This window comes from Shewanella sp. AC34-MNA-CIBAN-0136 (genome assembly GCF_040309945.1).
In the GTDB taxonomy this organism is placed as follows: Bacteria; Pseudomonadota; Gammaproteobacteria; order Enterobacterales; family Shewanellaceae; genus Shewanella.
The window spans coordinates 166,404-193,295 of the sequence record NZ_JBEOPJ010000002.1 but is presented as its reverse complement, the minus strand read 5'-3'; the positions used below and the strand labels follow the sequence as shown (position 1 = coordinate 193,295).

General features: G+C 42.0%; 21 protein-coding genes and 1 riboswitch. Of the genes, 16 read left to right on the top strand and 5 right to left on the bottom strand.

Annotated elements, in window-relative coordinates; all coding sequences use genetic code 11:
• Window positions 1–125 precede the first annotated feature (125 nt).
• A complete protein-coding gene (gene katB / locus AAEY94_RS02560; RefSeq protein WP_101086173.1) occupies window positions 126–1,586 on the top strand; it encodes a catalase KatB in 1,461 nt (486 codons plus the stop codon).
• Between the two features lie 152 nt (window positions 1,587–1,738).
• Here katB and AAEY94_RS02555 read toward each other — a convergent pair whose 3' ends face one another.
• Window positions 1,739–3,223 carry a CYTH domain-containing protein gene (locus tag AAEY94_RS02555; RefSeq protein WP_350977013.1) on the bottom strand — a complete coding sequence of 495 codons (1,485 nt, stop codon included), beginning with the start codon at window positions 3,221–3,223 and terminating at the stop codon, window positions 1,739–1,741.
• Between the two features lie 236 nt (window positions 3,224–3,459).
• Here AAEY94_RS02555 and AAEY94_RS02550 point away from each other — a divergent pair, with 236 nt between their 5' ends.
• The 4 genes from AAEY94_RS02550 (at window position 3,460) to putA (ending at window position 9,753) form a co-directional block, all read left to right on the top strand.
• Window positions 3,460–4,140 (top strand): TIGR00153 family protein, encoded by a 681-nt coding sequence (locus AAEY94_RS02550; protein WP_059747637.1) that lies wholly within the window; start codon window positions 3,460–3,462, stop codon window positions 4,138–4,140.
• Window positions 4,141–4,165: 25 nt separating this feature from the next.
• On the top strand, window positions 4,166–5,434 hold the full coding sequence (locus AAEY94_RS02545; RefSeq protein WP_350977010.1) for an inorganic phosphate transporter: 1,269 nt from the start codon (window positions 4,166–4,168) through the stop codon (window positions 5,432–5,434).
• A gap of 140 nt (window positions 5,435–5,574) precedes the next feature.
• Window positions 5,575–6,156, top strand: coding sequence for a TIGR04211 family SH3 domain-containing protein (locus tag AAEY94_RS02540; protein ID WP_101086170.1), 582 nt, complete (start codon window positions 5,575–5,577; stop codon window positions 6,154–6,156).
• Window positions 6,157–6,558: 402 nt separating this feature from the next.
• The gene (putA, locus tag AAEY94_RS02535) at window positions 6,559–9,753 is read left to right on the top strand and encodes a bifunctional proline dehydrogenase/L-glutamate gamma-semialdehyde dehydrogenase PutA (protein WP_350977007.1); all 3,195 of its coding nucleotides are present in this window, start codon (window positions 6,559–6,561) and stop codon (window positions 9,751–9,753) included.
• A gap of 105 nt (window positions 9,754–9,858) precedes the next feature.
• On the opposite strand, the gene AAEY94_RS02530 is transcribed toward putA, so the two are convergent.
• Window positions 9,859–10,143 (bottom strand): hypothetical protein, encoded by a 285-nt coding sequence (locus AAEY94_RS02530; protein WP_101086168.1) that lies wholly within the window; start codon window positions 10,141–10,143, stop codon window positions 9,859–9,861.
• Between the two features lie 367 nt (window positions 10,144–10,510).
• On the opposite strand from AAEY94_RS02530, the gene AAEY94_RS02525 reads away from it, so the two are divergent.
• The 3 genes from AAEY94_RS02525 to AAEY94_RS02515 all read left to right on the top strand — a co-directional run bounded on the left by AAEY94_RS02525 (window position 10,511) and on the right by AAEY94_RS02515 (window position 13,581).
• Window positions 10,511–11,854, top strand: coding sequence for a Na+/H+ antiporter NhaC family protein (locus tag AAEY94_RS02525; protein WP_350977003.1), 1,344 nt, complete (start codon window positions 10,511–10,513; stop codon window positions 11,852–11,854).
• Window positions 11,855–12,118: 264 nt separating this feature from the next.
• Entirely contained in the window at window positions 12,119–12,811 is a 693-nt protein-coding gene (locus AAEY94_RS02520; protein WP_157822783.1) for a hypothetical protein, read from the top strand.
• 62 nt (window positions 12,812–12,873) lie between these two features.
• Window positions 12,874–13,581, top strand: coding sequence for a 23S rRNA pseudouridine(2604) synthase RluF (locus tag AAEY94_RS02515; RefSeq protein ID WP_192115790.1), 708 nt, complete (start codon window positions 12,874–12,876; stop codon window positions 13,579–13,581).
• A gap of 3 nt (window positions 13,582–13,584) precedes the next feature.
• Here AAEY94_RS02515 and AAEY94_RS02510 read toward each other — a convergent pair whose 3' ends face one another.
• Complete coding sequence (locus tag AAEY94_RS02510; RefSeq protein WP_350977000.1) at window positions 13,585–15,741, bottom strand: S46 family peptidase; 2,157 nt, start codon at window positions 15,739–15,741, stop codon at window positions 13,585–13,587.
• Between the two features lie 215 nt (window positions 15,742–15,956).
• Window positions 15,957–17,159 (bottom strand): aromatic amino acid transport family protein, encoded by a 1,203-nt coding sequence (locus AAEY94_RS02505; protein WP_101086163.1) that lies wholly within the window; start codon window positions 17,157–17,159, stop codon window positions 15,957–15,959.
• A 258-nt stretch (window positions 17,160–17,417) separates the two neighbouring features.
• A riboswitch (yybP-ykoY riboswitch) is annotated at window positions 17,418–17,529 on the top strand.
• Window positions 17,530–17,624: 95 nt separating this feature from the next.
• Here AAEY94_RS02505 and AAEY94_RS02500 point away from each other — a divergent pair.
• From AAEY94_RS02500 to AAEY94_RS02490, 3 genes are all read left to right on the top strand, one after another.
• Entirely contained in the window at window positions 17,625–18,179 is a 555-nt protein-coding gene (locus AAEY94_RS02500; RefSeq protein ID WP_350976997.1) for a TMEM165/GDT1 family protein, read from the top strand.
• 11 nt (window positions 18,180–18,190) lie between these two features.
• Window positions 18,191–19,600 carry a multidrug transporter subunit MdtD gene (mdtD, locus tag AAEY94_RS02495; protein WP_335690623.1) on the top strand — a complete coding sequence of 470 codons (1,410 nt, stop codon included), beginning with the start codon at window positions 18,191–18,193 and terminating at the stop codon, window positions 19,598–19,600.
• 268 nt (window positions 19,601–19,868) lie between these two features.
• The gene (locus AAEY94_RS02490; RefSeq protein ID WP_162022277.1) at window positions 19,869–20,249 is read left to right on the top strand and encodes a SpoIIAA family protein; all 381 of its coding nucleotides are present in this window, start codon (window positions 19,869–19,871) and stop codon (window positions 20,247–20,249) included.
• Between the two features lie 100 nt (window positions 20,250–20,349).
• On the opposite strand, the gene AAEY94_RS02485 is transcribed toward AAEY94_RS02490, so the two are convergent.
• The gene (locus AAEY94_RS02485; protein ID WP_101086160.1) at window positions 20,350–20,544 is read right to left on the bottom strand and encodes a cytoplasmic protein; all 195 of its coding nucleotides are present in this window, start codon (window positions 20,542–20,544) and stop codon (window positions 20,350–20,352) included.
• 163 nt (window positions 20,545–20,707) lie between these two features.
• On the opposite strand from AAEY94_RS02485, the gene ohrR reads away from it, so the two are divergent.
• The 5 genes from ohrR to prfB all read left to right on the top strand — a co-directional run bounded on the left by ohrR (window position 20,708) and on the right by prfB (window position 26,855).
• Window positions 20,708–21,199 carry a transcriptional regulator OhrR gene (gene ohrR / locus AAEY94_RS02480; protein ID WP_101086159.1) on the top strand — a complete coding sequence of 164 codons (492 nt, stop codon included), beginning with the start codon at window positions 20,708–20,710 and terminating at the stop codon, window positions 21,197–21,199.
• Window positions 21,189–22,322 carry a 23S rRNA (uracil(747)-C(5))-methyltransferase RlmC gene (rlmC, locus tag AAEY94_RS02475; RefSeq protein WP_101086158.1) on the top strand — a complete coding sequence of 378 codons (1,134 nt, stop codon included), beginning with the start codon at window positions 21,189–21,191 and terminating at the stop codon, window positions 22,320–22,322. The genes ohrR and rlmC overlap by 11 nt, the downstream gene beginning before the upstream one ends.
• Before the next feature lie 178 nt (window positions 22,323–22,500).
• Window positions 22,501–23,652, top strand: coding sequence for a chromate efflux transporter (gene chrA, locus AAEY94_RS02470; protein ID WP_335690628.1), 1,152 nt, complete (start codon window positions 22,501–22,503; stop codon window positions 23,650–23,652).
• A 140-nt stretch (window positions 23,653–23,792) separates the two neighbouring features.
• Complete coding sequence (locus AAEY94_RS02465; protein WP_350976992.1) at window positions 23,793–25,457, top strand: methyl-accepting chemotaxis protein; 1,665 nt, start codon at window positions 23,793–23,795, stop codon at window positions 25,455–25,457.
• Between the two features lie 299 nt (window positions 25,458–25,756).
• A protein-coding gene (gene prfB, locus AAEY94_RS02460) for a peptide chain release factor 2 (protein ID WP_162022282.1) occupies window positions 25,757–26,855 on the top strand; the annotation gives its coding sequence in 2 pieces (ribosomal slippage) (window positions 25,757–25,831 and window positions 25,833–26,855; 1,098 coding nt in all).
• Window positions 26,856–26,892 lie beyond the last annotated feature (37 nt).

Below are 26,892 nucleotides of genomic sequence, written 5' to 3'. Positions count from 1 at the left end.
ATGTAATTATGAAGTGCTTCTATTATGTGTCCATCGAATGATGAGTTGAGTGAGGAAAATCATCATGGCAACAGTTTATGACTTAATTGAGCAGTGGTTAGTAGACCGCACATAGGAGCAAAAAAATGAATCAAGGTAATTATTTAACCAGCCAAAATGGCGCCCCGGTAGCAGATGATCAAAATTCAATCTCGGCTGGTGAACGTGGTCCACTGCTTTTACAAGATTGGCATTTAATAGAGAAGCTAGCTCATTTTAACCGTGAACGTATTCCTGAGCGTGTGGTACATGCTAAAGGGACTGGTGTATATGGGACGTTTACATTAACTAAAGATTTAAGTGAATTTACCATAGCGGATCATTTTAATGGTGTCGGCAAGCAGACTGAAACATTTATGCGCTTCTCTACGGTAGGCGGAGAAATGGGGTCAGCAGATGCAGAGCGTGATCCACGCGGTTTTGGACTACGTTTTTATACTGCTCGTGGTAACCACGATATTGTCGGTAATAATACCCCGACATTCTTTATTCGTGACGGTATTAAATTCCCTGACTTTATTCACACTCAGAAACGTCACCCACAAACTAATTTAAAAGATCCCCAAGCAATGTGGGACTTTTGGGCGCTCAATCCAGAGTCGATGCATCAGGTGACCATATTAATGTCAGACCGTGGTATTCCGGCTAACTACAGACAAATGCATGGTTATGGTTCGCACACGTTCTCGTTTTGGAATGCTAAGGGTGAACGTTTTTGGGTTAAGTTCCACTTTAAATCACAGCAAGGCGTGGTAAATTTAACCGGCGAACAAGCAGATATACTAAAAGGGATAGATCCTGATTCATCACAACGCGACATGGTGGCAGCAATTAATGATGCTAACTTCCCGCGTTGGACTGTGAATGTGCAAATTATGCCAGAAGCTGATGCCAATACTTACGCCATTAATCCATTTGATTTGACTAAAGTATGGCCGCACAGTGATTATCCGTTGATTGAAGTGGGTGAACTTGAGCTAAACCGTTTACCACAAAACTATTTTGCTGAAGTTGAACAAGTGGCATTAGCACCAAGTAACTTAGTGCCAGGAGTGGGGGCGTCGCCAGACAAAATGCTGCAAGCCCGTTTGTTTTCATATGCAGATGCACAGCGCTACCGTATAGGGACTAATTATAATCAATTACCCGTTAACTGTCCGCATGCCGCTAAAGCCAACCATCATCAACGTGCTGGTGCTATGGCAGGAACACAGTGTCCTTATCAAGGTAGCCAAACCGGTGGTGATGCCAGTGTTAATTATGGTCCTAACAGCGTTGCACCACTCACTGAAAATGCCAGTTTTGAAGAACCACCGTTACGTTTAGAAGGAGAGGCTGCCCGTTTTAGTCGTTATAACCAAGATGACTTTACCCAAGCGGGTAATCTTTATCGTATCTTTAGTGAAGCAGAGAAAAATCGTTTAGTGGAAACGATTGCGGGCACACTCAGTCAAACGACATTAGATGTGCAACAAAAAATGGTCGATCATTTTACTAAAGCGGATGTTGATTACGGTCGACGTGTTAAGCAGGCTTTGGCAAAGTAACCTGTATTTTGCCAAAGAATAAGCGACGATTAAGGCCTTAACGCTAACAAATTAGTTGTTTAGTAAAACAGGAAGATAATCATTATCTTCCTGTTTTACTATTCATCACTAATACATGTGGGCGTGTAACCAATTATGGGGAATATGCACGCTTACCAGTAAATAGGGACTTTTAAGGCACTTTTTCGCGAGTGCTCCATGGCAAACAATAAACTGGTTTCTTTATTGTCTAACCAAGCTTCAATATTAAGCTGATGCTGTGCACTCAAATGCCTTAATATTTTATATGCAGATAACGTACTAATCCCTAACGCTAAGTCTTGCCATGGTGCCCGAAAAGCCTCGCGCTTTTTAGCGGGATACATTTCTCCATAAGCAAACCCAACTAAGATACTTTCATCCAAAGCATCAGCAACGTGTTGGTAATCAATACTGTTCATTTCAGCGGTTATCGGCATTGATTTTCCAATACGTTTCCATGAGGCTTGCTGTAGCTGGTTGGCAAATAAACCTAATTCGGGATAATGACGGCTTTCATTTTTGCCGCTTTCAGCGGTTAATAGCAAATCGACCAATGCCAATTGTAATTGACCATACTCAGGATGTTGCCATATTGAGCCTAATTGAGTTGATATCGACATTGAGTCGATATAGTTTTCTAGTTGTAGGCACACAAGGGTTTTATTGTTGATGTTGGCAAGTGGTTTAGCATCGTCTTGTAATAATAAACAACAACTTTGCAGTGGGCTAACAAATGCCAGAGCCTGCTCAAGATGATCGAATAATGGGCTGGTGTGCTGATCTAATAAACCAAATTGATTTAAGGTGAGCCTGAGTAAGCGCACACAGCGGCGTAATTCGCCCCACAAGGCTGATTGTTGATGAACATCACCAGTTGGCAGCGTTAATATATTCTCAATCAATTGCCAGCGCTCAAGACCTGTTTCTAATAATGTGCTCAAGGCTTGCTGCATATTATTGTTTTTTGGTAATGAGACATAATCAATATGCTTAATGGTGAACGGCTTTGATTTGCCTGCAAGTTGATAACCGCGTTGAGCTTTACTGGCTTTACCTAAGCGAAATGGTACTGACTTAGCGACTTCTGTTGCGAGTATTAATAATGCAGACGTCTCTCCTGCGAGTAATTCAAATTCGAGTTCGCATATAGGGTCAACTTTATCATCAGCAATTATTTCACCTACATCTAGTGCAACCTCAACAAGGCTATCATTAAGGTATATATGCCAAGTTTGACGCTCAAAGTTGGTTTCAAAAATACATTTTAGCGATGTTGACACCTTGTCGAGATCATTTCCCTCTGGCCAAATTTCTTTTGGGAAACGTGACAAGATCGGTGTTTTTTGATCAATGCTGACATTATATTCAGGACGAGAATGGATCCCTCCTACGACCCTGCCTGCTGTTTTTATGGTCTGTTCGAGTTGATTGTCAAAACCTCTTACGCGTAAGCCCATATCCCAACGACGCAGTTGTAAGTCGTCGGTATCGAAATATCCGTTGGTGAGTTTTTTCTGCCCTTGTGGGCTTGAATTAGGGTAGTCATTCAATATTTTTTTTAACAAATCATGATGTTGTGATTGAATGAATAGTTTTAACTCTATTTCTGCGTCCATTGACTTTATGTTTGCCTTGTCATCAAATATTCACTAATGCGTCACATTATCTTCATAATGTCATATTGTTGTAATAAAAATCTCTTAGGATAGCATTGCTCGCATCATATATACTGAGCAACGATAACAGAGAAACTGTCGTACGAAATTAAAAAACACAGTTTCATTATGCGGACGCTTGGGTTAACATGCGCCCGCTTTTTCCAAACTGGAATTTATTAAATAGGTAAACGGCAATGCCAGTAAACTCTATTTTAGGTGTGTTTGCAAAATCACCTCTTAAGCCTTTAGAACTACATATCGACAAAGTACATGAGTGTGCATCACTTCTTGTTCCTTTCTTTGACGCAACCAACTCAGGCGACTGGGATGAAGCGATAAAGATCCGCAAACAAATTAGTTTGCTTGAAAAAGAAGCGGACTCACTCAAACGTGAAATTCGCCTGACTCTTCCTGGTGGATTATTTATGCCTGTTGAGCGAACTGACTTGCTTGAGTTATTAACTCAACAGGACAAAATCGCTAACAAGGCAAAAGATATCTCTGGCCGTATTATTGGCCGTCAGTTAGTCCTTCCTCAGCCTATGCAAGATGCCTTTGGTGCTTATCTAAAACGTTGTTTAGATGCCGTATCACTTGCGAAACGGGCTATTAACGAACTCGATGATTTACTCGAAACCGGTTTCCGTGGTCGTGAAGTTGAGTTAGTTGCCAAAATGATTAATGAATTAGATCTTATCGAAGAAGATTCTGATGATTTACAAATTCAAGTGCGTCGTCAGTTGTATGCATTAGAATCTGAATTGAATCCGATTGATGTGATGTTCACGTACAAAATTATCGAATGGGTTGGAGGTTTAGCAGATATTGCTGAGCGTGTCGGTTCCCGCCTAGAGCTAATGCTAGCTCGTAACTAATCACAAAGGTTATCAAGGAAACAACATGGTTGATGTATTAGTCACCAACGGCCCTATGCTCATTATGATAGCGGCTGCATTTGGATTTTTGATGGCATGGGGCATTGGTGCAAACGACGTAGCCAATGCAATGGGAACCTCTGTAGGTTCTAATGCCATTACCATTAAACAAGCGATTATTATTGCAATGATCTTTGAATTCGCCGGTGCTTTTTTAGCTGGTGGTGAAGTCACGAGTACAATTCGTAAAGGTATTATCGACGCGAGTTACTTTACTGATGTCCCAGAATTGTTGGTATATGGCATGATTGCCTCATTACTTGCTGCGGGTATTTGGTTAGTTGTAGCGTCAGCGTTAGGCTGGCCAGTTTCGACAACGCATTCAATTATTGGCGCTATTGTTGGCTTTGCCGCAGTGGGTGTCAGTGCAGATGCAGTTGAATGGGGTAAGGTTGGCGGTATTGTAGGCTCTTGGGTAGTGACACCTGCTATTTCGGGTTTTATTGCTTATATCATTTTCCAAAGTGTGCAAAAGCTGATTTTTAATACCGATGATCCATTAGCAAGTGCTAAGCGTTATGTGCCTTTCTACATGGCATTGGCCGATTTTGTGATGTCACTTGTGACCATTACTAAAGGCTTATCACATGTAGGCATAAACTTTTCAACAGTTGAAGCATATGCATTAGCAGCTGTGGTTGCAGCCGTAGTCGGTCTTGCAGGTAAAATTGCTATTAGTCGTTTAAAAATGAGCGATAAAGCCGATCTAAAAACCCAGTATGGGAATGTTGAAAAAGTATTTGCCATATTAATGGTTGTGACTGCATGTTGTATGGCATTTGCCCATGGCTCAAACGACGTTGCTAATGCGATTGGTCCTTTAGCTGCTGTGGTTTCTGTCGTAGAAAGCGGCGGTATTATTGGTGCTAAAGCGGTTCTAGCATGGTGGATTTTACCACTTGGTGCTGTTGGTATTGTTATGGGCTTGGCCATTTTTGGACAGCGTGTGATGCAAACCATTGGTAAAAACATTACGCATTTAACCCCAAGTCGTGGTTTTGCTGCTGAATTAGCTGCCGCATCGACTGTGGTTATTGCTTCTGGTACTGGTTTACCTATTTCAACAACGCAAACGTTAGTGGGTGCTGTGTTGGGTGTGGGCATGGCGCGTGGTATTGCAGCAATTAATATTGGTGTAGTACGTAACATTGTTGTGTCTTGGGTTATTACTCTGCCAGCCGGTGCTGCACTGTCTATTTTGTTCTTCTTCATTATCAAGAACATCTTTAGTTAATTTGACTAAGACGCAATGAAGTATTAGCAGAAATGTGAACGCTGAATGTATTTAAGAAGGAAGTCATATGACTTCCTTCTTGCATTCAGAGCATTTAATAAATAGCATGACAATAAGTTTTCTGAGTTTGGATAAATACCGTGTTAAGAGTACTTTCAATCCTTATATTTTTACTTGCGCCAAGTGGCGTATTTGCAGCCCAAGCACCAACGCGATTTATTTCTGATGATGTGTTCACCTATATCCACGGTGGACCGGGTACAGAGTTTCGTATTATCGGTAGTGTTGAAGCGGGTCAGCCGATCACTTTATTGGATAATACCGAAGGTGATTTTACTCAAATCATTGATCATAAAGGTCGTGAAGGCTGGGTATTAACCAGTTTAGTTTCAGATCAGCCTAGTTTTCGTGAGCGTTTTCCTGAAATGGAAGCACAATTAAAACAGGCTAATGAGCAATTAAATAACATTACGCAAAATACTGACAATACTGAAGAATCTTTAACACTGTCTAACGAAAAGGTGTCTGAGTTAAAAGCCGCTCTTACCAAAGCGATTAAAGAACGAGATGATGCTAAGTCAAAAGTACAGCAAGCCGCGGATAACCAACGTTATGAAATGTGGCAGCAAGGTGGGTTAATTGCAGGTATTGGTGCGTTGATTGGTATTGTATTGGTGTATTTACCTCGTCCACAACGTCGTAAGAAAAGCCGTTGGATGTAACATCTCCAATAACGATGAGATTTTCGCGGATAAAGTGATACGACTAATGTCTCTCATTTGATTGTATAAAGGCCAACTATTCAAACGTTGGCCTTTTTTTTAATCTTTTTCTTGATGAAATATATTCATATTCCATGTTGGTATAATTATTAAAAAAGTTACTAATTAACATTAACTTAAACGTTTATTGTTGTTGTGATGTTAATTAACTAGCACATTGTTTCTGTCTGTTTCAGTGACCAAAATCAAACAATTATTAGCAAGTTTTCAACTTGAGTGTCCAAGTTCACATTTTGAATGTATAATCGCCGAAAATCAGATCGTACATTGTATACAAAATAAAATATTCGTGAATACAGTGTCCATTCAACAACGATAATAACCATCCTTAACCTGACCTAGATGGAAGCGAATACTATGTTCAAAGCGAGTGAAGTACTGGACGGCCGCTATGACAATGCCACTCTTGAGGAACTGTTTACTGCAGTGACCAACAACTACATTGTCGATGAAGAGCAATACCTGTCTGAATTAATTAAGCTTGTGCCTTCGTCTGAACAAGACATTGAGCAAGTGACTCGTCGTGCCCATGAGCTCGTGAGCAAAGTTCGTCAGTTTGAGAAAAAAGGTCTGATGGTTGGTATTGATGCATTTTTGCAACAATACAGCTTAGAAACGAAAGAAGGCATTATTTTAATGTGCTTGGCTGAAGCCTTGCTGCGTATTCCTGATGCTGAAACAGCTGATGCGCTAATTAAAGATAAATTGTCTGGTGCCAAGTGGGATGAACACCTAAATATGAGTGGTTCATTGCTGGTTAATGCCTCAACGTGGGGGTTAATGTTAACCGGTAAACTGGTTAAGTTAGATCGTAATACTGACGGTTCGCCAAGCAATATACTTAAACGTCTGGTTAATCGTGTCGGTGAGCCGATGATCCGTCAAGCTATGTTAGCGGCGATGAAGATCATGGGTAAGCAATTTGTGTTAGGTCAGGACGTTAAAGAAGCGCTTAAAAATAGCGAAGCTAAACGTAAGTTAGGTTATACCCATAGCTATGACATGTTAGGTGAAGCAGCATTAACCGCCAATGATGCGCAAAAGTATTTTAACGATTACAGCAATGCTATTCGCGATTTAGGCGCGCAGCAATATGAAGAGTCTGACTCACCAAGACCGACTATTTCGATCAAATTATCTGCATTACACCCTCGTTATGAAGTCGCTAACGAAGATCGTGTATTAAGCGAATTATACGACACGGTTATTAAACTTATTATACAAGCGCGTGAACTCGATATTGGTATTTCTATCGATGCTGAAGAAGTTGACCGTCTTGAATTGTCATTGAAGTTATTTAAGCAGCTTTATCAATCAGAAGCCGCTAAAGGCTGGGGCTTATTAGGCATTGTGGTGCAAGCTTATTCTAAGCGTTGTTTACCGGTGTTGTGTTGGTTGACGCGTCTTGCTAAAGATCAAGGCGATGAAATTCCGCTGCGTTTAGTCAAAGGTGCTTATTGGGACAGCGAGCTAAAATGGGCGCAACAAGCAGGCGAAGCTGGCTACCCACTTTATACCCGTAAAGCCGGCACGGATGTGTCTTATTTAGCGTGTGCGCGTTATTTATTGTCTGATGCCACCCGTGGTGCTATTTATCCCCAGTTTGCTACCCACAACGCGCAAACCGTTGCCAGTATTGATGCGATGGCCGCTGATCGTTTATATGAATTCCAACGTTTGCACGGTATGGGCCAAGAGCTTTACGACACCATGCTTGCAGAAAGCGGTGCTAAAGCGGTACGTATCTATGCACCCATTGGCGCGCATAAAGACTTACTGCCGTATTTAGTTCGTCGCTTACTGGAAAACGGAGCCAATACCTCATTCGTACATAAACTGGTTGACCCTAATACCCCAATAGAAAGCTTAGTGGTTCATCCATTGGTGACGCTATTGGGTTACAAGTCGTTAGCGAATCAAAAAATTGTTAAGCCTGCTGATATTTTCGGTGCAGAACGTAAGAACTCTAAAGGATTAAACATGAACATTATTTCTGAGTCAGAGCCATTTTTTGCTGCACTGGACAAATATAGCGATACTCAATGGACAGCAGGTCCATTGGTAAACGGTAAAACCTTAACGGGTGAAGTGCAAACCGTTGTTAGCCCATACGATACTTCATTAACGGTAGGTAAAGTGGCTTTTGCTGATGCTAACGCAATTGAACAAGCCATTGCTGGTGCAGATGCTGCTTTTGGTGGTTGGGCACGTACACCTGTTGAAACTCGTGCTAATGCACTACAGAAATTAGCTGATTTATTGGAAGAAAACCGTGAAGAGCTGATTGTATTATGTACTCGTGAAGCGGGTAAGAGTATTCAAGATGGTATTGATGAAGTTCGCGAAGCAGTAGATTTTTGTCGTTATTACGCGGTACAAGCTAAGAAGATGATGGCTCAGCCTGAATTGCTTCCTGGCCCAACAGGCGAGTTAAACGAGCTGTTTCTACAAGGTCGCGGAATTTTTGTGTGTATTAGCCCATGGAACTTCCCGTTGGCGATTTTCCTTGGTCAAGTTTCTGCTGCACTTGCTGCGGGTAACACGGTTATTGCCAAGCCTGCAGAGCAAACCTGTTTGATCGGTTATCGTGCTGTGCAACTTGCGCATGAAGCCGGTATTCCTACCGAAGTATTGCAGTTTTTACCAGGTACTGGCGCAGTTGTTGGTTCTGCAATCACTGCAGATGAACGTATTGGCGGTGTGTGTTTTACCGGCTCTACTGGCACGGCTAAATTGATTAACCGCACCTTGGCAAACCGTGATGGTGCAATTATTCCATTAATTGCTGAAACCGGTGGTCAAAATGCCATGGTGGTTGACTCAACATCACAACCCGAGCAAGTGGTAAATGACGTGGTGTCTTCATCGTTCACCAGTGCTGGCCAGCGTTGTTCGGCATTGCGAGTCTTATTTTTACAAGAAGATATTGCAGATCGCGTAATTGAAGTCATGAAAGGCGCCATGGAGCAATTAGTGATTGGCAACCCAAGTTCAGTGAAAACCGATGTGGGCCCCGTGATTGATGCCACTGCCAAAGCTAACTTGAATGCCCACATTGATCATATCAGCCAGGTCGGCAAGTTAATTAATAAACTTGAATTACCTGCGGGTACTGAAAATGGTCATTTTGTAGCGCCTACAGCCGTTGAAATTAGTTCAATTAAGCTACTCGAAAAAGAACATTTTGGGCCTATTTTGCATGTTATCCGTTATAAAGCGGCAGATTTGGCAAAAGTGGTTGATGAAATCAACAGCACAGGTTTTGGGTTAACATTGGGTATTCATAGCCGTAATGAAGGCCATGCGCTTAGCTTAGCAGACAAGGTTAACGTGGGTAACGTGTACATTAACCGTAACCAAATTGGTGCAGTTGTAGGTGTACAACCATTTGGTGGCCAAGGATTATCGGGTACAGGTCCTAAAGCGGGTGGCCCACACTACTTAACTCGTTTTGTGACTGAAAAGACTCGTACCAATAACATTACCGCTATTGGTGGCAATGCGACGTTATTGTCACTAGGCGATGCTGAAGAATAAACCTGAAGTAGTTGCATTAAGCCCACTTTTTAGTGGGCTTTTTGTTATCTCGAGTTTAGGTTATGTGACTCTAATGGGTATAAGGCTATTTAATTATGAGGCAATTTAATGATGACTCTGGATATCATTGCGTTGTAAGCCACGACTGACATTTTTACACAGTTTTCCAAAGCGGCTGATATCGCCAAGTGAAGGTATAACGCCCTGGGCAATGGCTGCGTCCCAGTAATTAACTTCAGCATCAACCAAATCGAGTAACTTTTTAGGGCAGCCAACACAGTTGTTGTTGGGGCCACAGCTAAATATACCGGGTTGATCAAATGGTAAGGTATTTTTTACTTGCTCAAGGAGTCGCTTCATTGCACTCACTCTGTCTGGTTTACGTTCCATAGCCTCACCTCTATATAAGTTAGAGAATCCTTGTCAGCGTAACAAATCGGCATTAGGTTATGATTAACGTACATCAATTTTTTAGTGAATAAAGAGACCTAAATAGATAAATTGATTATGGTTATGTAAAATATTTGTAGCAGTTCTCAGGTTTTAGAATAAAAAACGCTTTGGAAGCAAAGAAGTCTAGACGTCTAGATTGACAGCGGCGAACAGTTCTCTTATTCTTGGCACAACTTGTTATGATGTGACTGCAATATTTAGCACCTTTGAATCTGTTGTTAAATAATCACCGATGACCGAGATTGTGTCGTACTCGCTTTTCTCATCCAACAATCCCTATTCGTTAAGATAAAGAGAGATCATTTTGACCAAAGCTACTTCATCAGTTACCACAGCAGGAAACAGCCCGGCATCGTTTGTGGCGTTATTACCGTTATTTTTGTTTTTAGGATTATTTATTGGCGCAGGCTTATATTTTCAAAGCCAAGGTGTTGATTATGCGTTCTATCAATTACCCAGTGTGATTGCGATTCTCCCTGCCATTGTGTTGGCGGTGTTGTTGTCGAAACAGAAAATAAATAGTGCGATAGAAACCTTTATTGAAGGTATTGGCCATAGCAATATTATAGCCATGTGTTTAATTTATTTATTGGCAGGCGCATTTGCTGCAGTGGCTAAAGCCACTGGTGGCGTTGATGCCACCGTTGCGCTTGGTTTATCGTTTATCCCATCAAATTTATTATTGCCAGGTTTCTTTGTTATTGCCGCTTTTATCGCGACCTCAATGGGTACATCTATGGGCACCATCGCGGCGGTAGCACCAGTGGCACTAGGTGTCGCAGACCAAGCACAAATTGATTATGCCTTAATGGCGGGTGCGGTGATGTCTGGTGCATTATTTGGAGACAACTTATCGATTATTTCTGATACCACGATTGCGGCAACACGTACTCAAGGTTGTGAAATGAAAGACAAGTTCCGTGAAAACCTAGTATTTTCGATACCGGCGGCGATCCTCACCTTGATTGCTTTTTCGATTGTCGGTCAAGGACAAGCGGATATAGCAGCTCAGGACATCGAAATATTAAAAGTATTACCGTATTTAACCATTCTGGTGTTAGCTGTGATCGGTTTAAACGTCTTTGTAGTGTTGTCGTTAGGGATTGTACTTGCTGGCATGACAGGCGTGCTGGGCTCGGGTTATAGCGTTATTCAATTTGGTAATGATATTTATACTGGTTTTACCAATATGCAGGAAATTTTTATTCTGTCGATGTTAGTCGGTGGTTTAGCGGCGTTAATGCAGCAACAAGGCGGATTAACTTTTGTCAGTAAGCAAATTGAAGGTTTAATCAGTCGCTTTTCAAAAGCTAATGGCGAAGCATCAAGCCGTGCGGCAGAGTTAGGCATGGCAGCGATTGTTGCCGCCACTAATACCTGTGTTGCTAACAATACAGTATCGATTGTGGTCACCGGTGACATTGCTAAAGAGCTTGCTGAAAAACATGGGGTATCGCCAAAACGAGCTGCGAGTATTTTAGATATCTTTGCATGTATTATTCAGGGATTAATTCCACATGGTGCCCAAGCATTATTAATTGCCTCGGTGTTTACCATCAGCCCATTAACTGCAGTGTCTAATGCTTGGTACTGTATGATTTTGGCCGTTGTAGCGGTGATAATTGTAATATTGCGTCAACGTACTTAAATTGGCTACAGGGTAAATCACACTGTCGCTAAGGTTAACAAGATTAAAGTTAAGGTGACGATTTAGCCGCTATTGCAACCAATGCCCAGTCAGTAACGATTGGGCATTTTTATTTTTGGTTTAAGTTTTTGGTTTAAGTTTTTGTTGAAATTTTGGTTTAAGTTAGGGCTTAGGTTTAGTTTTTTGGTTATGTGATTATCGGCTTTTACTTTTTGGCTTTCCGCGTTAACATTCTCATCCCATTTTTGACATAAGTATCGTTCAGTGACAGATAGAGTCCGTAATTATGATTTACACCTAGTGATTGTATTTATGTCATTGGCTGCGGCTGTAATCTGCTCTTTTGGTGTAGGAAGTGCGTTAATCGTGCAAGCCGACGGCATCAATTTGGACATGTTGATGATCCGCCCCGATACGCTTGGCGATTATATGCATTCGTCGTTTGCAATCGTGTTTAATTTATCACTATTAGCGGGTGGCTCATGCTTCTTACTCGCCATGGTGGCGGTGTTTAATACTTTCCCTGATTTACTGAGCCGCTACATCGCCATTATTGGTGGCGTAGTGGGTGTGAGTATTGTGCTAATGGGTGTGTTTCCGATTAACTTTCTAGACTTACACCGTAAAGCGTCGACGCTTTATTTATTCAGTACTATTTTTTTGCATTGTATTTGCCTACTTGATTACTTTAAACCTGGCAGCACGATGACCAAGCGAATGCTTAGTTTGAGCATTATTTCACTGTGTAGTGGGTTATTATTATTAACGTTGTTCGATTGGAGTCAGCTGGATTTTACCGAGTGCTCAACGGATTTACCTCAGTATTGTATTGTGTCTTCAGCCATGTGGACATTAACGCAAGCGAATATTCTATGGTGTATTTGCCTTGGGTTAAGCCTACTGACAACCATTAAAACTCAACAACATAGTGTGTATCAATTTCTCGAAACCCGTTAACGTCTATTTATTCTTGCTTGAGTACTATCTATGATATCAATACGATTAAGTCTATGACATCAATGCGATTAAGTCATTATTTGGCGGTGTGTGGTGTGGCCTCAAGACGCCAAGCTGCACGGCTTATCGACAGTGGTCGAGTGAGTATTAATCATCAATTAGCTAAACACACTGATCGAGTTAACCTTTGCGAAATCGAGACAATTCTAGTAGACGATAAACCGATCCTTGCTGTGCAAGATAAACAGTATTGGCTATATCATAAGCCTGTTGGAATGGATTGCCGTTTATTAGTTGATGATCCTCACAGCTTACTGCATGTATTACCTGAGTTACCAAGGTTGTATCCTGCAGGGCGTTTGGATAAAGATTCTCGTGGTTTGCTACTACTCACTAATGATGGTCAATTAACGCAAGCGCTCATGCATCCCGATTATTATCATCCTAAGACATACGTGGTCCAAGTTGATAAGCCAATTAGTGCTAGTTTTCTATCGATGATGACAAAGGGTGTCAGTTATGGCGATGTGCAAACTCGACCATGCGAAGTTCGGCCATTGAGCCTGGCGAGTGCAGAAGACAGGTTTGAGATTGTATTAACCCAAGGATTAAATCGGCAAATACGCCGTATGTGCAAAGCATTAGGTTACAAGGTGATTGATTTAATGCGAACACAATTATTAGATATACGTATTGATGAGCTTGCAGAAAAAACAATGCGGCCATTAACGACCGCAGAGTTATTGAGTCTTAAACGTGCAGTAAACTGAACGTTATCTAACGATTTCCATTTCAGCTAATAAGTTGTCAGCATTATCTAAATACTGCATTACCCATAGCATGTAGCGGCTGTCTACTTGGATAGAACGGTTACTTTGTGCGTCGTATCCCCAGTCTCCAATGATACTTTCGTACACACCATCAAACAGTAAACCCACTAGTTCAGCACGACCGTTTAAGGTTGGTGAGCCTGAGTTACCACCCGTTGTGTCTAGGGTAGATAAGAAGTTAACCGGTACAGAGTCAACCGCTTTGACGTAGTAATCGCCGTATTGCTTTTGTTTAATCAGCTCAAGTTGTTTAGCTGGCGCATCGAAAGGATCAACACCAGTGTCTTTGGCTAAAATGCCTTCTAAGCGGGTAAAAGGCACCGCCACTAAACCATCCTGTGGAGAATAACCTTTCACGTTTCCGACCGTCACCCGTAGGCTTGAGTTTGCATCAGCATAAACAGGTTTTCCTAACTCGCGATTGTAGGCAATGATAGCGTCCATATATTGTGGACGTACTTTCATTAAGTCACCTTCTAATTGCTTTTTCTCTTTTTCGCGCGCCATGTCAGCATCATAAGTTTGTACTGCAAATTGAATGAATGGGTCGTTAGACGCTTTAAAGTCGGCAACCGATTTGTTCATCCATGCTAAGCGAGTTTCTTTGTTATTTAGCTTGGTGTTGGCGTACATTTTATCGAGTGTTTTAGCTAATGCTTTAGCATCGAACTTGCTGCTAATACCAAATGCTTTGTCTAAAGCGGCTAAATGCTGCTCTGCAGGTAATGCAGCATAACGTGTCAGTAAATCGGCTAGCAGGGCTTTATCGACACTGGCGGCATAACGGCGATCAATCCGTTCCATGCTTGAAGTGAAGTTGGTCATGTCACGTTGTTGGTAGCCTGGTTCACGTGCCATATCAGCTAAGGTTTTCTCATTAGCTAAGCGATACAAATCACGTGCGGTAGTGACCATAGTGGTGTAACCGATGTAACCTAATAAAATGTCACGTTGTTGATTTTGCTGACTCTTTGCCACTAACTTTTCTAAGCTTGATAGTGTTTCGCCATATTGCTGTTGGCGTTTTTTATCTTTACCAATCCAGTTTGCTAAATCGCTTTCTATTTTCTCACGATCAGCGAGCATGGTTGATTTTCCATAATACTCAATCATCGAGGTAAAGTTTTTAGCATAATTAGCTAAACCAGCAATCAAGCTTTCGTATTTAATCCGCTCGTCGCTGCCTTCAGAGGCTGTTTCTTTGATGATGCTAATCATGCGTTCTTGTAGGACTTTGCCTTCAGGATAAGCCCAATTAAACTGATTGTTAACTTCATCGGCTGTGCGGTAACGGTTGGTACGGCCAGGATAGCCAGCAACCATCACAAAGTCGCCATCGCTAACGCCTTTAGCTGATACTTTTAAAAAGCTTTTTGGCTCGTACGGTACATTGTCTTTGCTAAAATCGGCAGGCTTGCCGTCTTTAGATACGTAAGCACGATAAAATGAGAAGTCTCCAGTATGACGAGGCCACATCCAGTTATCGATATCACCGCCGTATTTGCCCACACTAGCGGCTGGGTTATAGGCTAAACGCACATCACGAATTTCTAACTGCTTAACAAGATAATATTCTAGGCCGCCATGGAAACTATACACCTGGCAACGGTAACCATCTTCTTTTTCACATTCAGCAACTAAGGTTTTTTCTTGTAGTTCTATACCTTTATAAAACTCATTACCCACTTTATCCATCTGGTTTGCTTTAACTTTATCAGTAACATTGGTTACCGCTTCAGTTACAAAAATACGTGAACCAGGTGTCGCAGGTAATTCTTCTGCGTAAGTTTTGGCTAAAAATCCGTCTTTAAGGAGGTTTTTTTCTGGGGTTGAGTTGTACTGAATTGAGCCATAGGCACAGTGATGGTTGGTAACCACTAAGCCTTTTGGCGACACAAATGATGCGGTACAACCACCGAGGCTGATAACGGCATTCATTGGGAATTCGGTTAATTTTGAAATTGAATCAGCGCTTATTTCTAAGCCTTTTGCTTTAAGTTCATCAGCCATAGCGGGAAGTTGATGTGGTTGCCACATACCTTCATCTGCCGCAGCGCCAAAGCTGGCTGCCATAGCGACAGTTAATAACCATTTTTTCATTATAATAATTCCATTTGGGGTATTCACGGGTAATCAATATTGCCGTAAGTCGTGTCGATTTCTTGTTTAATCATCTAGGTCAATGTTGGCGGATCATAAAAACGTCGGACCATAAAAACAAAAAAGTCAGGCTAAGCCTGACTTTAACAAATGTTTTACTATCTTAACAGCGTTTGAAAAACTCGCTTACAAATCCACTTTATTCGTCATCCGATTTAGGCTAATGCCACCATCAACTGCGCCACAACAATTAATGTGCCCAGTAATCCTGCGGCGATAAGCCCCAATGTGCCACCAGACACTTGATATCCGCCCATTTTCTGCGCGCGTTGCTTTAATGCCATCGCAATGGGTAAATAGATAATCATCACCACTAATGGAATGGCTGCAAAACCAAGCACTTTGAAAAACCCGTCTGGGTAGTAAAGCGCACATAACAGCGGCGGTATAAAGGTTATCAACCATGTTTTAGCACGACCAACAGCGTCATCTTTAGCTCGGGTCAGTTCGGCGACATAATCAAATAGGCTCATGGTGACGCCTAAAAATGAGGTCACCAATGCAAGGTTGGCAAACAGATCAATTGCTTGGCTGATAATGTGTGACTGGGCTAAGCCTTGCAAAGCAGCAACCAGTTTCGGCAGTGAACCACCAAAGCTATGAACTGTTTCGCCGCCTAAAGAACCTAGCGTTACGAGCAACCACAGGATGTAACAAACCAGTGGAATGGTCGATCCTATTAATAACACTTTTCTAAGTGATGCAGCATCACCTTCTAAGTAGCGCACAATGGTGGCAATACACACATGGAAACCAAATGAAGTGAATACCACTGGGATGGCTGCTAACCATAATTGTTGCAGAGCGGTGCCCGACGCTACATCGGTTGAATAATTGTTTAATGCACTGATTAAATTAACGTCTGGTAATAGAAATGCCACCACAATGACCAGCAGCACCACCATAGAAGTAAATAAAATACGTGATACTTTATCAATCCATTTAACACCAATGGCAATCAAGCCACCAAAAATAACCGTAAACAGTATGACGGCGACTTGGTTGCTCATGTTAATGCCGATGGGTTGTAAACGGGTTTCTAATAGCGATGACCCTCCCATTAGATACACCATGGTTAAGGCGAATAATAAGCTAAGGAATGAGCCACCTTGAATGAGCTGGCCGACTTTGCCCAGTGTTTTACCGGTAATGGCATGGACGTTATCGCCGACACCACTATGAAGATTAATTTCTAACATCAGTAACGAGGTGTAAGCCGATAAACCCCAAATAACCACTAATAAGATTAATGCGGGGATCATCCCCAAAGCTGCTGTTGCTAATGGTAGCGCTAGCATGCCTCCGCCAATTGCCGTTCCCGCGACAATCGAAATAGAACCTAAAGTTTTAAAATTCACAGAAAACGTCCTGTTTAATTATTATTTTATTTGTGTCGGACATTAGCAGAAGGGTGACAGAGCAGGCAAGGATCTTTGACTGTTAAAGGCTAACAGCTATGTTTATAAACAATTACACAACAATAGACCAAACTTTTTTACACGTGATTATTGCAATAGCGTAGCATTACGGCGTTACGAGTAGGGTAAGGTTATTTATATGTCGAATTTACAATGTAAAATGAGTGCGTTGAATAAAATTATTTAATCGTTATAATGCGACTTGTTTTAGGGGAGTAGCTAATCTTGTCTTGCTGTTATGGCACACAAGATGTCTGTATCAACATAATTGGCCTCACGCCATGGTGCAGACAGTAACACACTGTTAATCAGTGATTTTACCAAGCGAGACCTAAGCACAGTAACTGCATCAAGGGGTATGCGGTGGCTCGTGCTTAGTTGTCATTTACCCCTAGGAATATCACATTGGAAGCTTTATTCGCCTCAACTATTACTGTTGCCATCGCTGAAATAGGCGACAAAACTCAATTATTAGCCTTACTGCTCGCGGTGAGATTTAGCAATAAAACCGCTATAATCTCAGGCATTTTGTTCGCCACATTATTAAATCATTTTCTTGCTGCATGGCTAGGTCAATGGGCCATTGCGTGGATTGATCCACAATGGGCGACCTATCTGGTGGCCGGGTCATTTTTTGCTATTGCACTATGGGTGCTGATACCCGATAAAATGGATGATGATGATAATCGCTTCTATAAACTCGGTGCTTTTACTGCGACGTTTATTTTGTTTTTTATTGCTGAAATAGGGGATAAGACTCAAATTGCGACAGTAGTCTTAGCGGCAAAATACCAAGCACTGACATGGGTTGTCATCGGCACGACATTGGGAATGTTAATTGCTAATGTCCCAGTTGTGCTGGCTGGGCATTTTAGTGCTAACAAATTGCCCATGAAACTGATTCATCGCGGTTGTGCTGTGTTGTTTGCGCTACTTGGGGTCGCTACACTGCTGTGGTAAAAGGAGGTTCAATGTCCGATAACCAAGTTCTTGATGCAGATACTGCCCGCGGGTTGCCCTGGGTTGTTGCCATTGCTTTTTTTATGCAGTCACTCGATGGAACGATCCTGAATACTGCATTACCCGCTATGGCCAGTGATTTAAATGAAGACCCGCTGCGTATGCAAGGCGTGATTATCGCTTACATGCTCACCGTAGCATTGCTGATCCCTGCTTCTGGCTGGATCGCTGATCGCTTTGGCACCAAAAAAATCTTCTTTGGTGCGATCTTATTGTTCAGCTTTGGATCATTGCTTTGTGCATTGTCCAATTCATTAGATATGCTGATTGGTGCTCGGGTGGTACAAGGGTTAGGTGGTGCTTTAATGTTGCCAGTCGGCCGACTTGTAGTGCTGCGGGCATATCCACGTTCGGAATTGGTACGGATTATGGGCTTTATCACCATCCCCGGTTTACTGGGGCCACTGCTTGGTCCAACGATGGGCGGTTGGATGGTGCAATACTTGACATGGCATTGGATCTTTTTAATCAATCTGCCTGTCGGTGTAGTCGGTTGTTATGCGGTGTGGAAGTTCATTCCAGATCTTCGTGGTAAGGAAAAATCACGTTTCGATAGCTTCGGATTTTTGTTGTTTGGGGCTGCGATGTTATTGATCACCATCGCTATGGAAGGACTCGGCGAACTGCACTTGCCACACTTACGGGTGATGTTGCTGTTATTTGGTGGTATGGCGTGTTTGATAGCATATTGGCTGCGGGCTGGTCGTATTAGTCATCCACTGTTTTCGCCATCGCTATTCAACACCAAAACATTTGCTATTGGTCTTTTTGGTAATCTGTTTGCTCGTTTGGGCAGTGGTGCATTGCCATTCTTGGTGCCGTTGTTGCTGCAAGTTGCACTGGGTTATTCACCATCTCAGGCTGGAATGAGTATGCTGCCGCTGGCCGCTGCAGCAATAATGGCCAAATCAGTGGCTCGACCGATTATCGAACGCTTAGGTTATCGAGTAGTGCTTACCGCGAATACTTTGGCGCTTGGCGTTATGCTGGCGACCATGGGCTTGGTTAGCGAACAAACTCCTTACTGGTTGCTATTAGCTCTGTTGGCGATTCTTGGCGCGATTAACTCGTTACAATTTACGGCCATGAATGCCGTGACCTTAATAGATCTTGATGATGTTAATGCCAGTAGCGGTAACAGTCTATTGTCGGTAGTAGGTCAATTATCATTAAGTTTAGGGGTTGCGTGTGCAGGTGCTTTGCTCGGTGGCTTCAGTACCGATGTCGGCAGCGGTACAGCGGGAACGGTACTTGGCGCTTTCCAACTGACTTTCGTTACCGTTGGTCTTATGACAATGTTAGCCGCAGTGATATTTTCGCAATTATCTAAAGACGATGGCCGTCGGATAACCCATTCATAACAGTGCATAATTTCGCCGATTTCGGATAAAAAAAGGTATTTTGCGATTATTTATAACGCGGTATTTTTTACCAAAATGATGCTCTGAATATGATGCAGATAAACCTCAATTTTAATTTCCCATTAGTTTTTTGTGCAGTCCGGCACACACTTCATTGTATGGTTGGTTAAAATATAAGCATGCATAAGCTTTATGGATAGGCGTGTGCATATTAATGTGTAAGCGGATGGTAAACGGATAGTAAGCTGATAGTTAAAGGAGTCACGATATGGATATGAAGAAACATGGTTTATCGATAGGCATAAACCGAATTGAAAATGTGTTTTTTGTGACATTAAAAGCCATTGGCACATTAACCCACGAAGACTATCTCGTCATTACCCCTATGCTAGAGGGGGCATTAAGCCAAGTTGATCAACCTAAAGTGAGTTTGTTTCTCGATGCTACCGAGCTCGACGGTTGGGATTTGCGCGCCGCGTGGGATGATTTAAAGCTGGGGTTAAAGCACAAATCTGAGTTTGAAAGAGTGGCCATTTGGGGCAATAGAGATTGGCAAGAATGGGCGGCCAAAGTCGGTAGTTGGTTTATTGCGGGCGAGATAAAATATTTCGACGATGAAGATGATGCGTTGAAATGGCTTCGATACTAATACGATGTTCAAGGTATGTTTATCTCGAATGATGCCTAGATCTTTACCGTTGTGATGGCATGATTAACCCTAGGAACAGATTCTCTAGGGCTATAAGCATTTACGCAGTGGTATTAACATTGTGACCACTGTTGCCAACGGGCTGCGGCGCAGGTGGTTGCGCTGCTTCAATGAGCTGCAATGCCATTTGACCTTCAATCTTTTGCTGTTCTTTAGCCATTACGGCCACTTTTAAGCTGCTGCCAGAATCAATCGTTGTTGGCATTGAAGACGGTGAATTAACACTAATTGACATGGTTAACCTTAATATAAAGTCGGATGGTAATAGTATATCGGCTGAAAATCGAAGTGCTTGACACATTTTTGCTAAAAAGCATTCGTTGAGCTTTTTTTGATTATAGGTTGCGCACAACCAATGTTATAATTAACTCATATTATTGGTTAGTGGAGTGAAGCCTATGTCTAATAAAGCGCTTACTGAGTCTCAATTACCTTCAGCGCAAAACCCGCTAGCACTTGAAAATCAAGTGTGTTTTTCATTGTATAGTGCGACTAATGCGATGATCCGCGCATATCGACCATTATTAGATGAGTTATCGCTGACTTATCCTCAGTATTTAGTGATGATGGTACTTTGGAAAGAGCCGGGGATTAGTGTTAAAACCTTAGGTGAAAAATTACATCTAGATTCTGGAACGTTAACGCCCTTGCTAAAGCGTTTAGAAGGCAAGGGCTTAGTGAGCCGTGGTCGCAGTGAGTTAGATGAACGCGTGCGGGTGTTACATGTTACTGAGCAAGGCCAGCAATTACATCAGCAAGCGTTGAGTATTCCTGAACAGATGCGTTGTAAAGTAGGTGGCACTATTGAAAACTTACAACAATTAAAGCAACTGTGTGATCAAGCATTTACCATGTTAAATTCCGGAGAGGCGAGCAGCTGTGAAATGTGATTATTTTGAGCGTGGCGATTGTCTGTCATGCCGCAATATTCAACTACCTATGGTTGAGCAAGTGAGTGTAAAGCAACAACAATTAACCGATTTGTTTCGCGGCATCTCAGTTAAACAATGGTTAGCGCCAATATTAAGCGCAGAATCAGGTTTTCGTAATAAAGCCAAAATGGTCGTTTTAGGTGCAGCTCACAAACCTATTTTAGGTTTGGTTAATCCTAAAGGGGAGCCGGTCAGTTTATGTGACTGCTCGTTATACCCTAAAGATATGCAATTATTGCTACACCGTTTAGAGCGATTTGTGCAGCAAGCAGGCATACCACCTTATCGGGTCGATAAGAGCAAAGGCGAGCTAAAATTTATTTTACTGACTCGCAGCCAAAGTAGTGGCCAGTTTATGCTGCGTTTTGTATTACGTAGTGACCAAGCCATCGTGAGAATTGAACGAGAATTACCCCAATTATTACAAGAGTTTCCTGAAATCACCTTAGTCTCGGCCAATATTCAGCCAATCCACATGGCTATTCTAGAAGGCGAAAGGGAAATATTTTTAACGGAAACAACACGATTAGAAGAACAACTTAATAATGTACCGTTGTTCATACGGCCAAAAAGCTTTTTTCAAACTAATCCGGAGGTTGCCGCCCAGTTGTATCAAATAGCGAGGGAGTGGGTTACTGAATTCAAACCGAACTATATTTGGGACTTATTTTGTGGTGTCGGTGGATTTGGGCTTCATTGCGCTAACAGCAATACCCGTTTAACTGGAATTGAGATCGAATCTGAAGCAATAGAATGTGCCATCTTGTCAGCAACCAAACTAGGGCTTACACAAGTGGATTTTAGTGCACTCGATTCAACTCATTTTGCTAAAGGACAATCTGCTCAAGATAAACCGGATCTTATTATTGTCAATCCACCTCGGCGTGGATTAGGTAAATCATTATGCGATTTATTGAGTGAGTTTGCGCCTAAAGCAATCGTGTACTCTAGTTGTAATCCACACACCTTAATGAGCGATTTAGAGTGCATTACGGGTTATCAAATCACCAAAGTTCAAATGTTTGATATGTTTCCTCATACCGATCATTTTGAAGTGCTGGTTATGCTAGAACAGCTGTAATAGTCTTTGCTATCAATTAAGGTGTTTTATAATCGAAATTAAGTACTCGTTTGGTGTCGCTAAATTATAGATTATATCGAACAAAGGTAGCTGTTAGGTTGTGGTATATGTTGTCATCATAAAAATGTCATCTCAATGTCATAACATTGTTTATTAACATAAAAAAGGTACTAGGACGATGTGGCAAATTTTCAGTCGCTTTTTAGCGTTAGGGTTAATCAGTTTTGGTGGCCCTGCGGCTCACATAGGCTATTTTAGAAAAGCATTTGTTGACGACTTACAATGGCTAGACGGTAAACAATATTCAAGTTTTATCGCCCTGAGTCAGTTTATGCCTGGGCCAGGCTCAAGCCAGATAGGGTTTGCAATTGGGTATCACCGAGGTGGTTTATTGGGTGGATTAGCCGCCTTTTTAGGTTTTACCTTGCCGTCTTTTTTACTGATGTTTTTATTTGCTGTGACCAGTGCTCAATGGTTGGAAATAACGGCCGTAGAGGGGGCTATTCATGGCTTAAAGCTACTGGCAGTAGTGGTCGTAGCGGATGCGACTTTGTCAATGTTCAATCAATTCTGTCAACGAAAAACCGCTAAAATACTCATGGCTGCCACCGCCGTTGCTATCATATTAATGCCTTCATTATTAATGCAAATTGGCGTACTAGTTGTGGCCGCTATTGTTGGAGTCATGTTGATGACTCGGGGTGAGCGTATTACGCCAGACACACCTGCTATCGAGCTTAATTATGCTTGGTTAGCGTTATTTATTATAGGCATCGCAGCATCTTTATATTTGATCAATCAACCTGACAGTCTTGGACAGATTTTTGCGCAATTCTTCCAAGTGGGCAGTTTAGTATTTGGCGGTGGGCATGTGGTATTACCCTTGCTTGAAACCAGTGTCGGTGAATACATTACCCCTGATCGATTTTTAACTGGCTATGCACTTGCGCAAGCCATTCCTGGCCCTATGTTTACCTTAGCAACCTTTTTAGGGGCAGATTTATGGTTAGAATCTCCTATTTTGGGCGCGTTAGTGGCGACGTTAGCTATTTTCCTTCCAGGTTTTTTATTGATGCTGGTGGGCTTAAAAAGTTGGCATTCTATTAGCCAGCATCCTGCCATAGCCGGTGCGTTAGCGGGGGTAAATGCAGCCGTTGTTGGTTTATTGCTTTCGGCGCTATATCAACCCGTGTTCACTAGTGCGGTGATCATGCCGCTAGACATGGCATTAGTGATCATTGGTTTTAGTGTATTAAAAGTCTTTAAGCCTGGTCTTGTATGGTTGGTAATAGGATTTGCAGCAATGGGCAGTGGATTGACAATGTTGTAAAACGGTTATTATATTGGATGATTTTGCGATAGGTCTCACTTTATTGAGTTGCAATAGTTTGTTAGCTTAACCATCTATAATAAATAGACTATTATATTGATAGACTATTACCTTAAAAGACCTTCAAAAGGCTGGCCACTATGCTGAGATCTTCCCTACGCAATAAACTACTGGGGTTATCGCTAATTCCGCTTTCGTTGATCCTCATCGTACTACTGAGTATTTTTTATGTGAATGAAGAATCGTCTCTAACCAAGGATATTGATAATTTTCGCAGTGAGTTAATTTCAGAACGTAAAAATCAACTAAAAGAATCGGTTCAAATTGCCCAAGGTGTTGTGGAGTATGAGCTTGCTTTGGGTAGCAGTGGTAATGTCAATGGAGCATTACGATATCTACGTTTTGGAACTGCAGGGTACTTTTTTATATATGATGATGCTGGCGTCAATATTTTTCACCCGACTATGCCTGAACTTGAAGGTCAAAACAAAATTGACATGGCCGATCCTAATGGTACCAAGATTATTGTTGGGTTATTAGATGCGGCTAAATCGGGTACTGGTAATTTTTCTTATTATTATAAAAAGCCCGGTAGCGAACAGCTTGTAGAAAAACTCGGTTTCGCGGTAATGATCCCTAATACCAATTGGATGTTAGGCTCGGGCGCTTATATTGATGATATTGAAGAGTCTATTGGCGGGTATGAAACCTATAAAACTGAAGAGATGAATCAAAAAGCATTCATGTTTCTATTAATTGCTTTAGGTCTTACGGGGATAACTGCTTTTGGTGTGGTAGTGATGGCCCATAAAATGGTGGTGCCAATTCAAAATATGGCGTCATCGCTTAATGATATCGCTAAAGGTGAAGGTGATTTAACCAAACGTTTAGATATCACCAGTGAGGATGAGATTGGCCAATTAGGCAGCGCATTCAATCTGTTCATCGACAAATTACAACATATTATGGGTGATGTGGCTGGTGCGACCGACAGGGTTAAGCATGCGGCTCAGAGTATCAGTGGCCAAACAGTGTCAATGACAGAGCAACTCTACAATCACAATAATGAAATTGACCAAATTGTCACCGCGATCACCGAAATGTCGGCGACGGCGCATGACGTGGCCCACAATACTAATATGGTAGCTGAAGCCACGCATGCTGCCTCTGATAACGTCACGAAAGCGCAAGATTGTGTCGATACCTCATTAACGGAAGTGTCTAATTTAATGAACCAAATTGACAACGCTGCGGCCAACGTCAAGTCATTAAGTGAACAATCTAAGAAAATTAATTCAGTGCTGAGTGTGATAGGTGGGATTGCCGACCAAACTAATTTACTGGCACTCAATGCGGCAATCGAAGCAGCCCGAGCGGGCGAGCAAGGTCGGGGTTTTGCGGTTGTTGCTGATGAAGTGAGAAACTTGGCTAGTCGAACCCAAGCCAGTACGGTTGAAATTAATGAAATGCTGGCAGAACTGAATAAGCTAGTGACTCAAACGGTACAAACTATGGAAGAAAGTCAGGTGAGTTGTTTGAGTTCTGTGGAGTCTTCTAGAGCGATTTCTGAAAGTTTAGGTGCCGTGACATCATCAGTAACCAGCATTAATGACATGAGTACTCAAATTGCCACAGCGGCTACTGAACAAAGCTCAGTGACCGAAGAAATCAATCGCAATATCAATTCAGTGCAAGAGATTGTTAATACGTTATTGGTGGCCAGTCAAGATGCGTCCGGTATGAGTAAAACCGTTGCTGATGATGGTCAGACGTTAGCGGAATTAGTGGGTCAATTTAAAATATAATGTTTACTTGGTAGGTAATTAAAAATGAACCCGAAGCGGTTCATTTTTTTTAGTCCAATTTTTAATCTACACCAGAGCCTAAATTTGAACCTATATTTGTTGAAGCAAACTTTCACATTATAAGCGGTCCATTTATTCTATTCATTCGTGGGTAAGTGTTTTTCCAGATGTTGATTTGATGAAATATATTCGTCATTTGTTTATTAATAATCGGCCTTCCGGTCTAGGTTTAGTGCCTATCATGGGGTAAAATGCGCCGTTGCACCTTTTGTTAACCGCCAAATTTAAGTTGAATATTCATGTTTGAAGTTAATCCGGTAAAATTCAAAATTAAAGAGCTAGCCGAACGTACTGAGTTACTTCGGGGGTATCTTTGACTACGCTGCCAAAAGTGAGCGTTTAGAAGAAGTCAGTCGCGAGCTTGAAAGCCCTGAAGTGTGGAATGAGCCTGAACGTGCTCAAGCATTAGGTAAAGAGCGTGCTGCGTTAGTGGTTGTGGTTAAAACCATTGATGATATGGACACGGGTCTAGAAGACATCCAAGGGTTACTTGAGCTTGCCATTGAAGAAGATGACGAAGAAACCTTTAATGATGCTGCCGCAGAACTTGAGGAGTTAGACACTCGTCTGGCTGATCTCGAATTCCGCCGCATGTTTTCTGGTAAGAGTGATGCTTCAAACTGTTATCTTGATATTCAATCTGGTTCAGGCGGCACCGAAGCACAAGACTGGGCCAACATGGTTCTGCGCATGTATTTACGCTGGGGTGACGCGCATGGTTATAGCCCAGAGTTAATGGAAGTGACCGACGGCGATGTGGCAGGTATTAAAGGTGCTACGATTAAGTTCACTGGTGAGTACGCTTTTGGTTGGATGCGAACAGAGACGGGTGTGCACCGTTTAGTACGTAAATCGCCATTTGATTCATCAGGTAAACGTCATACTTCTTTCTGTTCTGTTTTCGTTTACCCTGAAATTGATGATGATATTGAAATCGATATCAATCCATCAGATTTACGTATCGACACTTATCGTGCTTCTGGCGCGGGTGGTCAGCACGTAAACAAAACCGATTCTGCGATACGTATTACACATTTACCAACCAACACTGTGGTGCAATGTCAAAACGATCGCTCGCAACATAAAAACCGTGACTCTGCTTTTAAGCAATTAAAGGCGAAGTTGTACGAGTTAGAAATGCATAAACAAAATGCCGATAAACAAGCTGCTGAAGATGCAAAATCAGATATCGGCTGGGGCAGTCAAATTCGTTCATACGTATTAGATGACGCCCGTATCAAAGATTTACGTACAGGGGTTGAGAACCGCAACACTCAAACTGTGCTGGATGGTGATTTAGATAAGTTTATTGAAGCCAGCCTAAAATCAGGACTTTAATTAAATTAACTTTTTCCGCCATGTAAGTGTGGCGAGT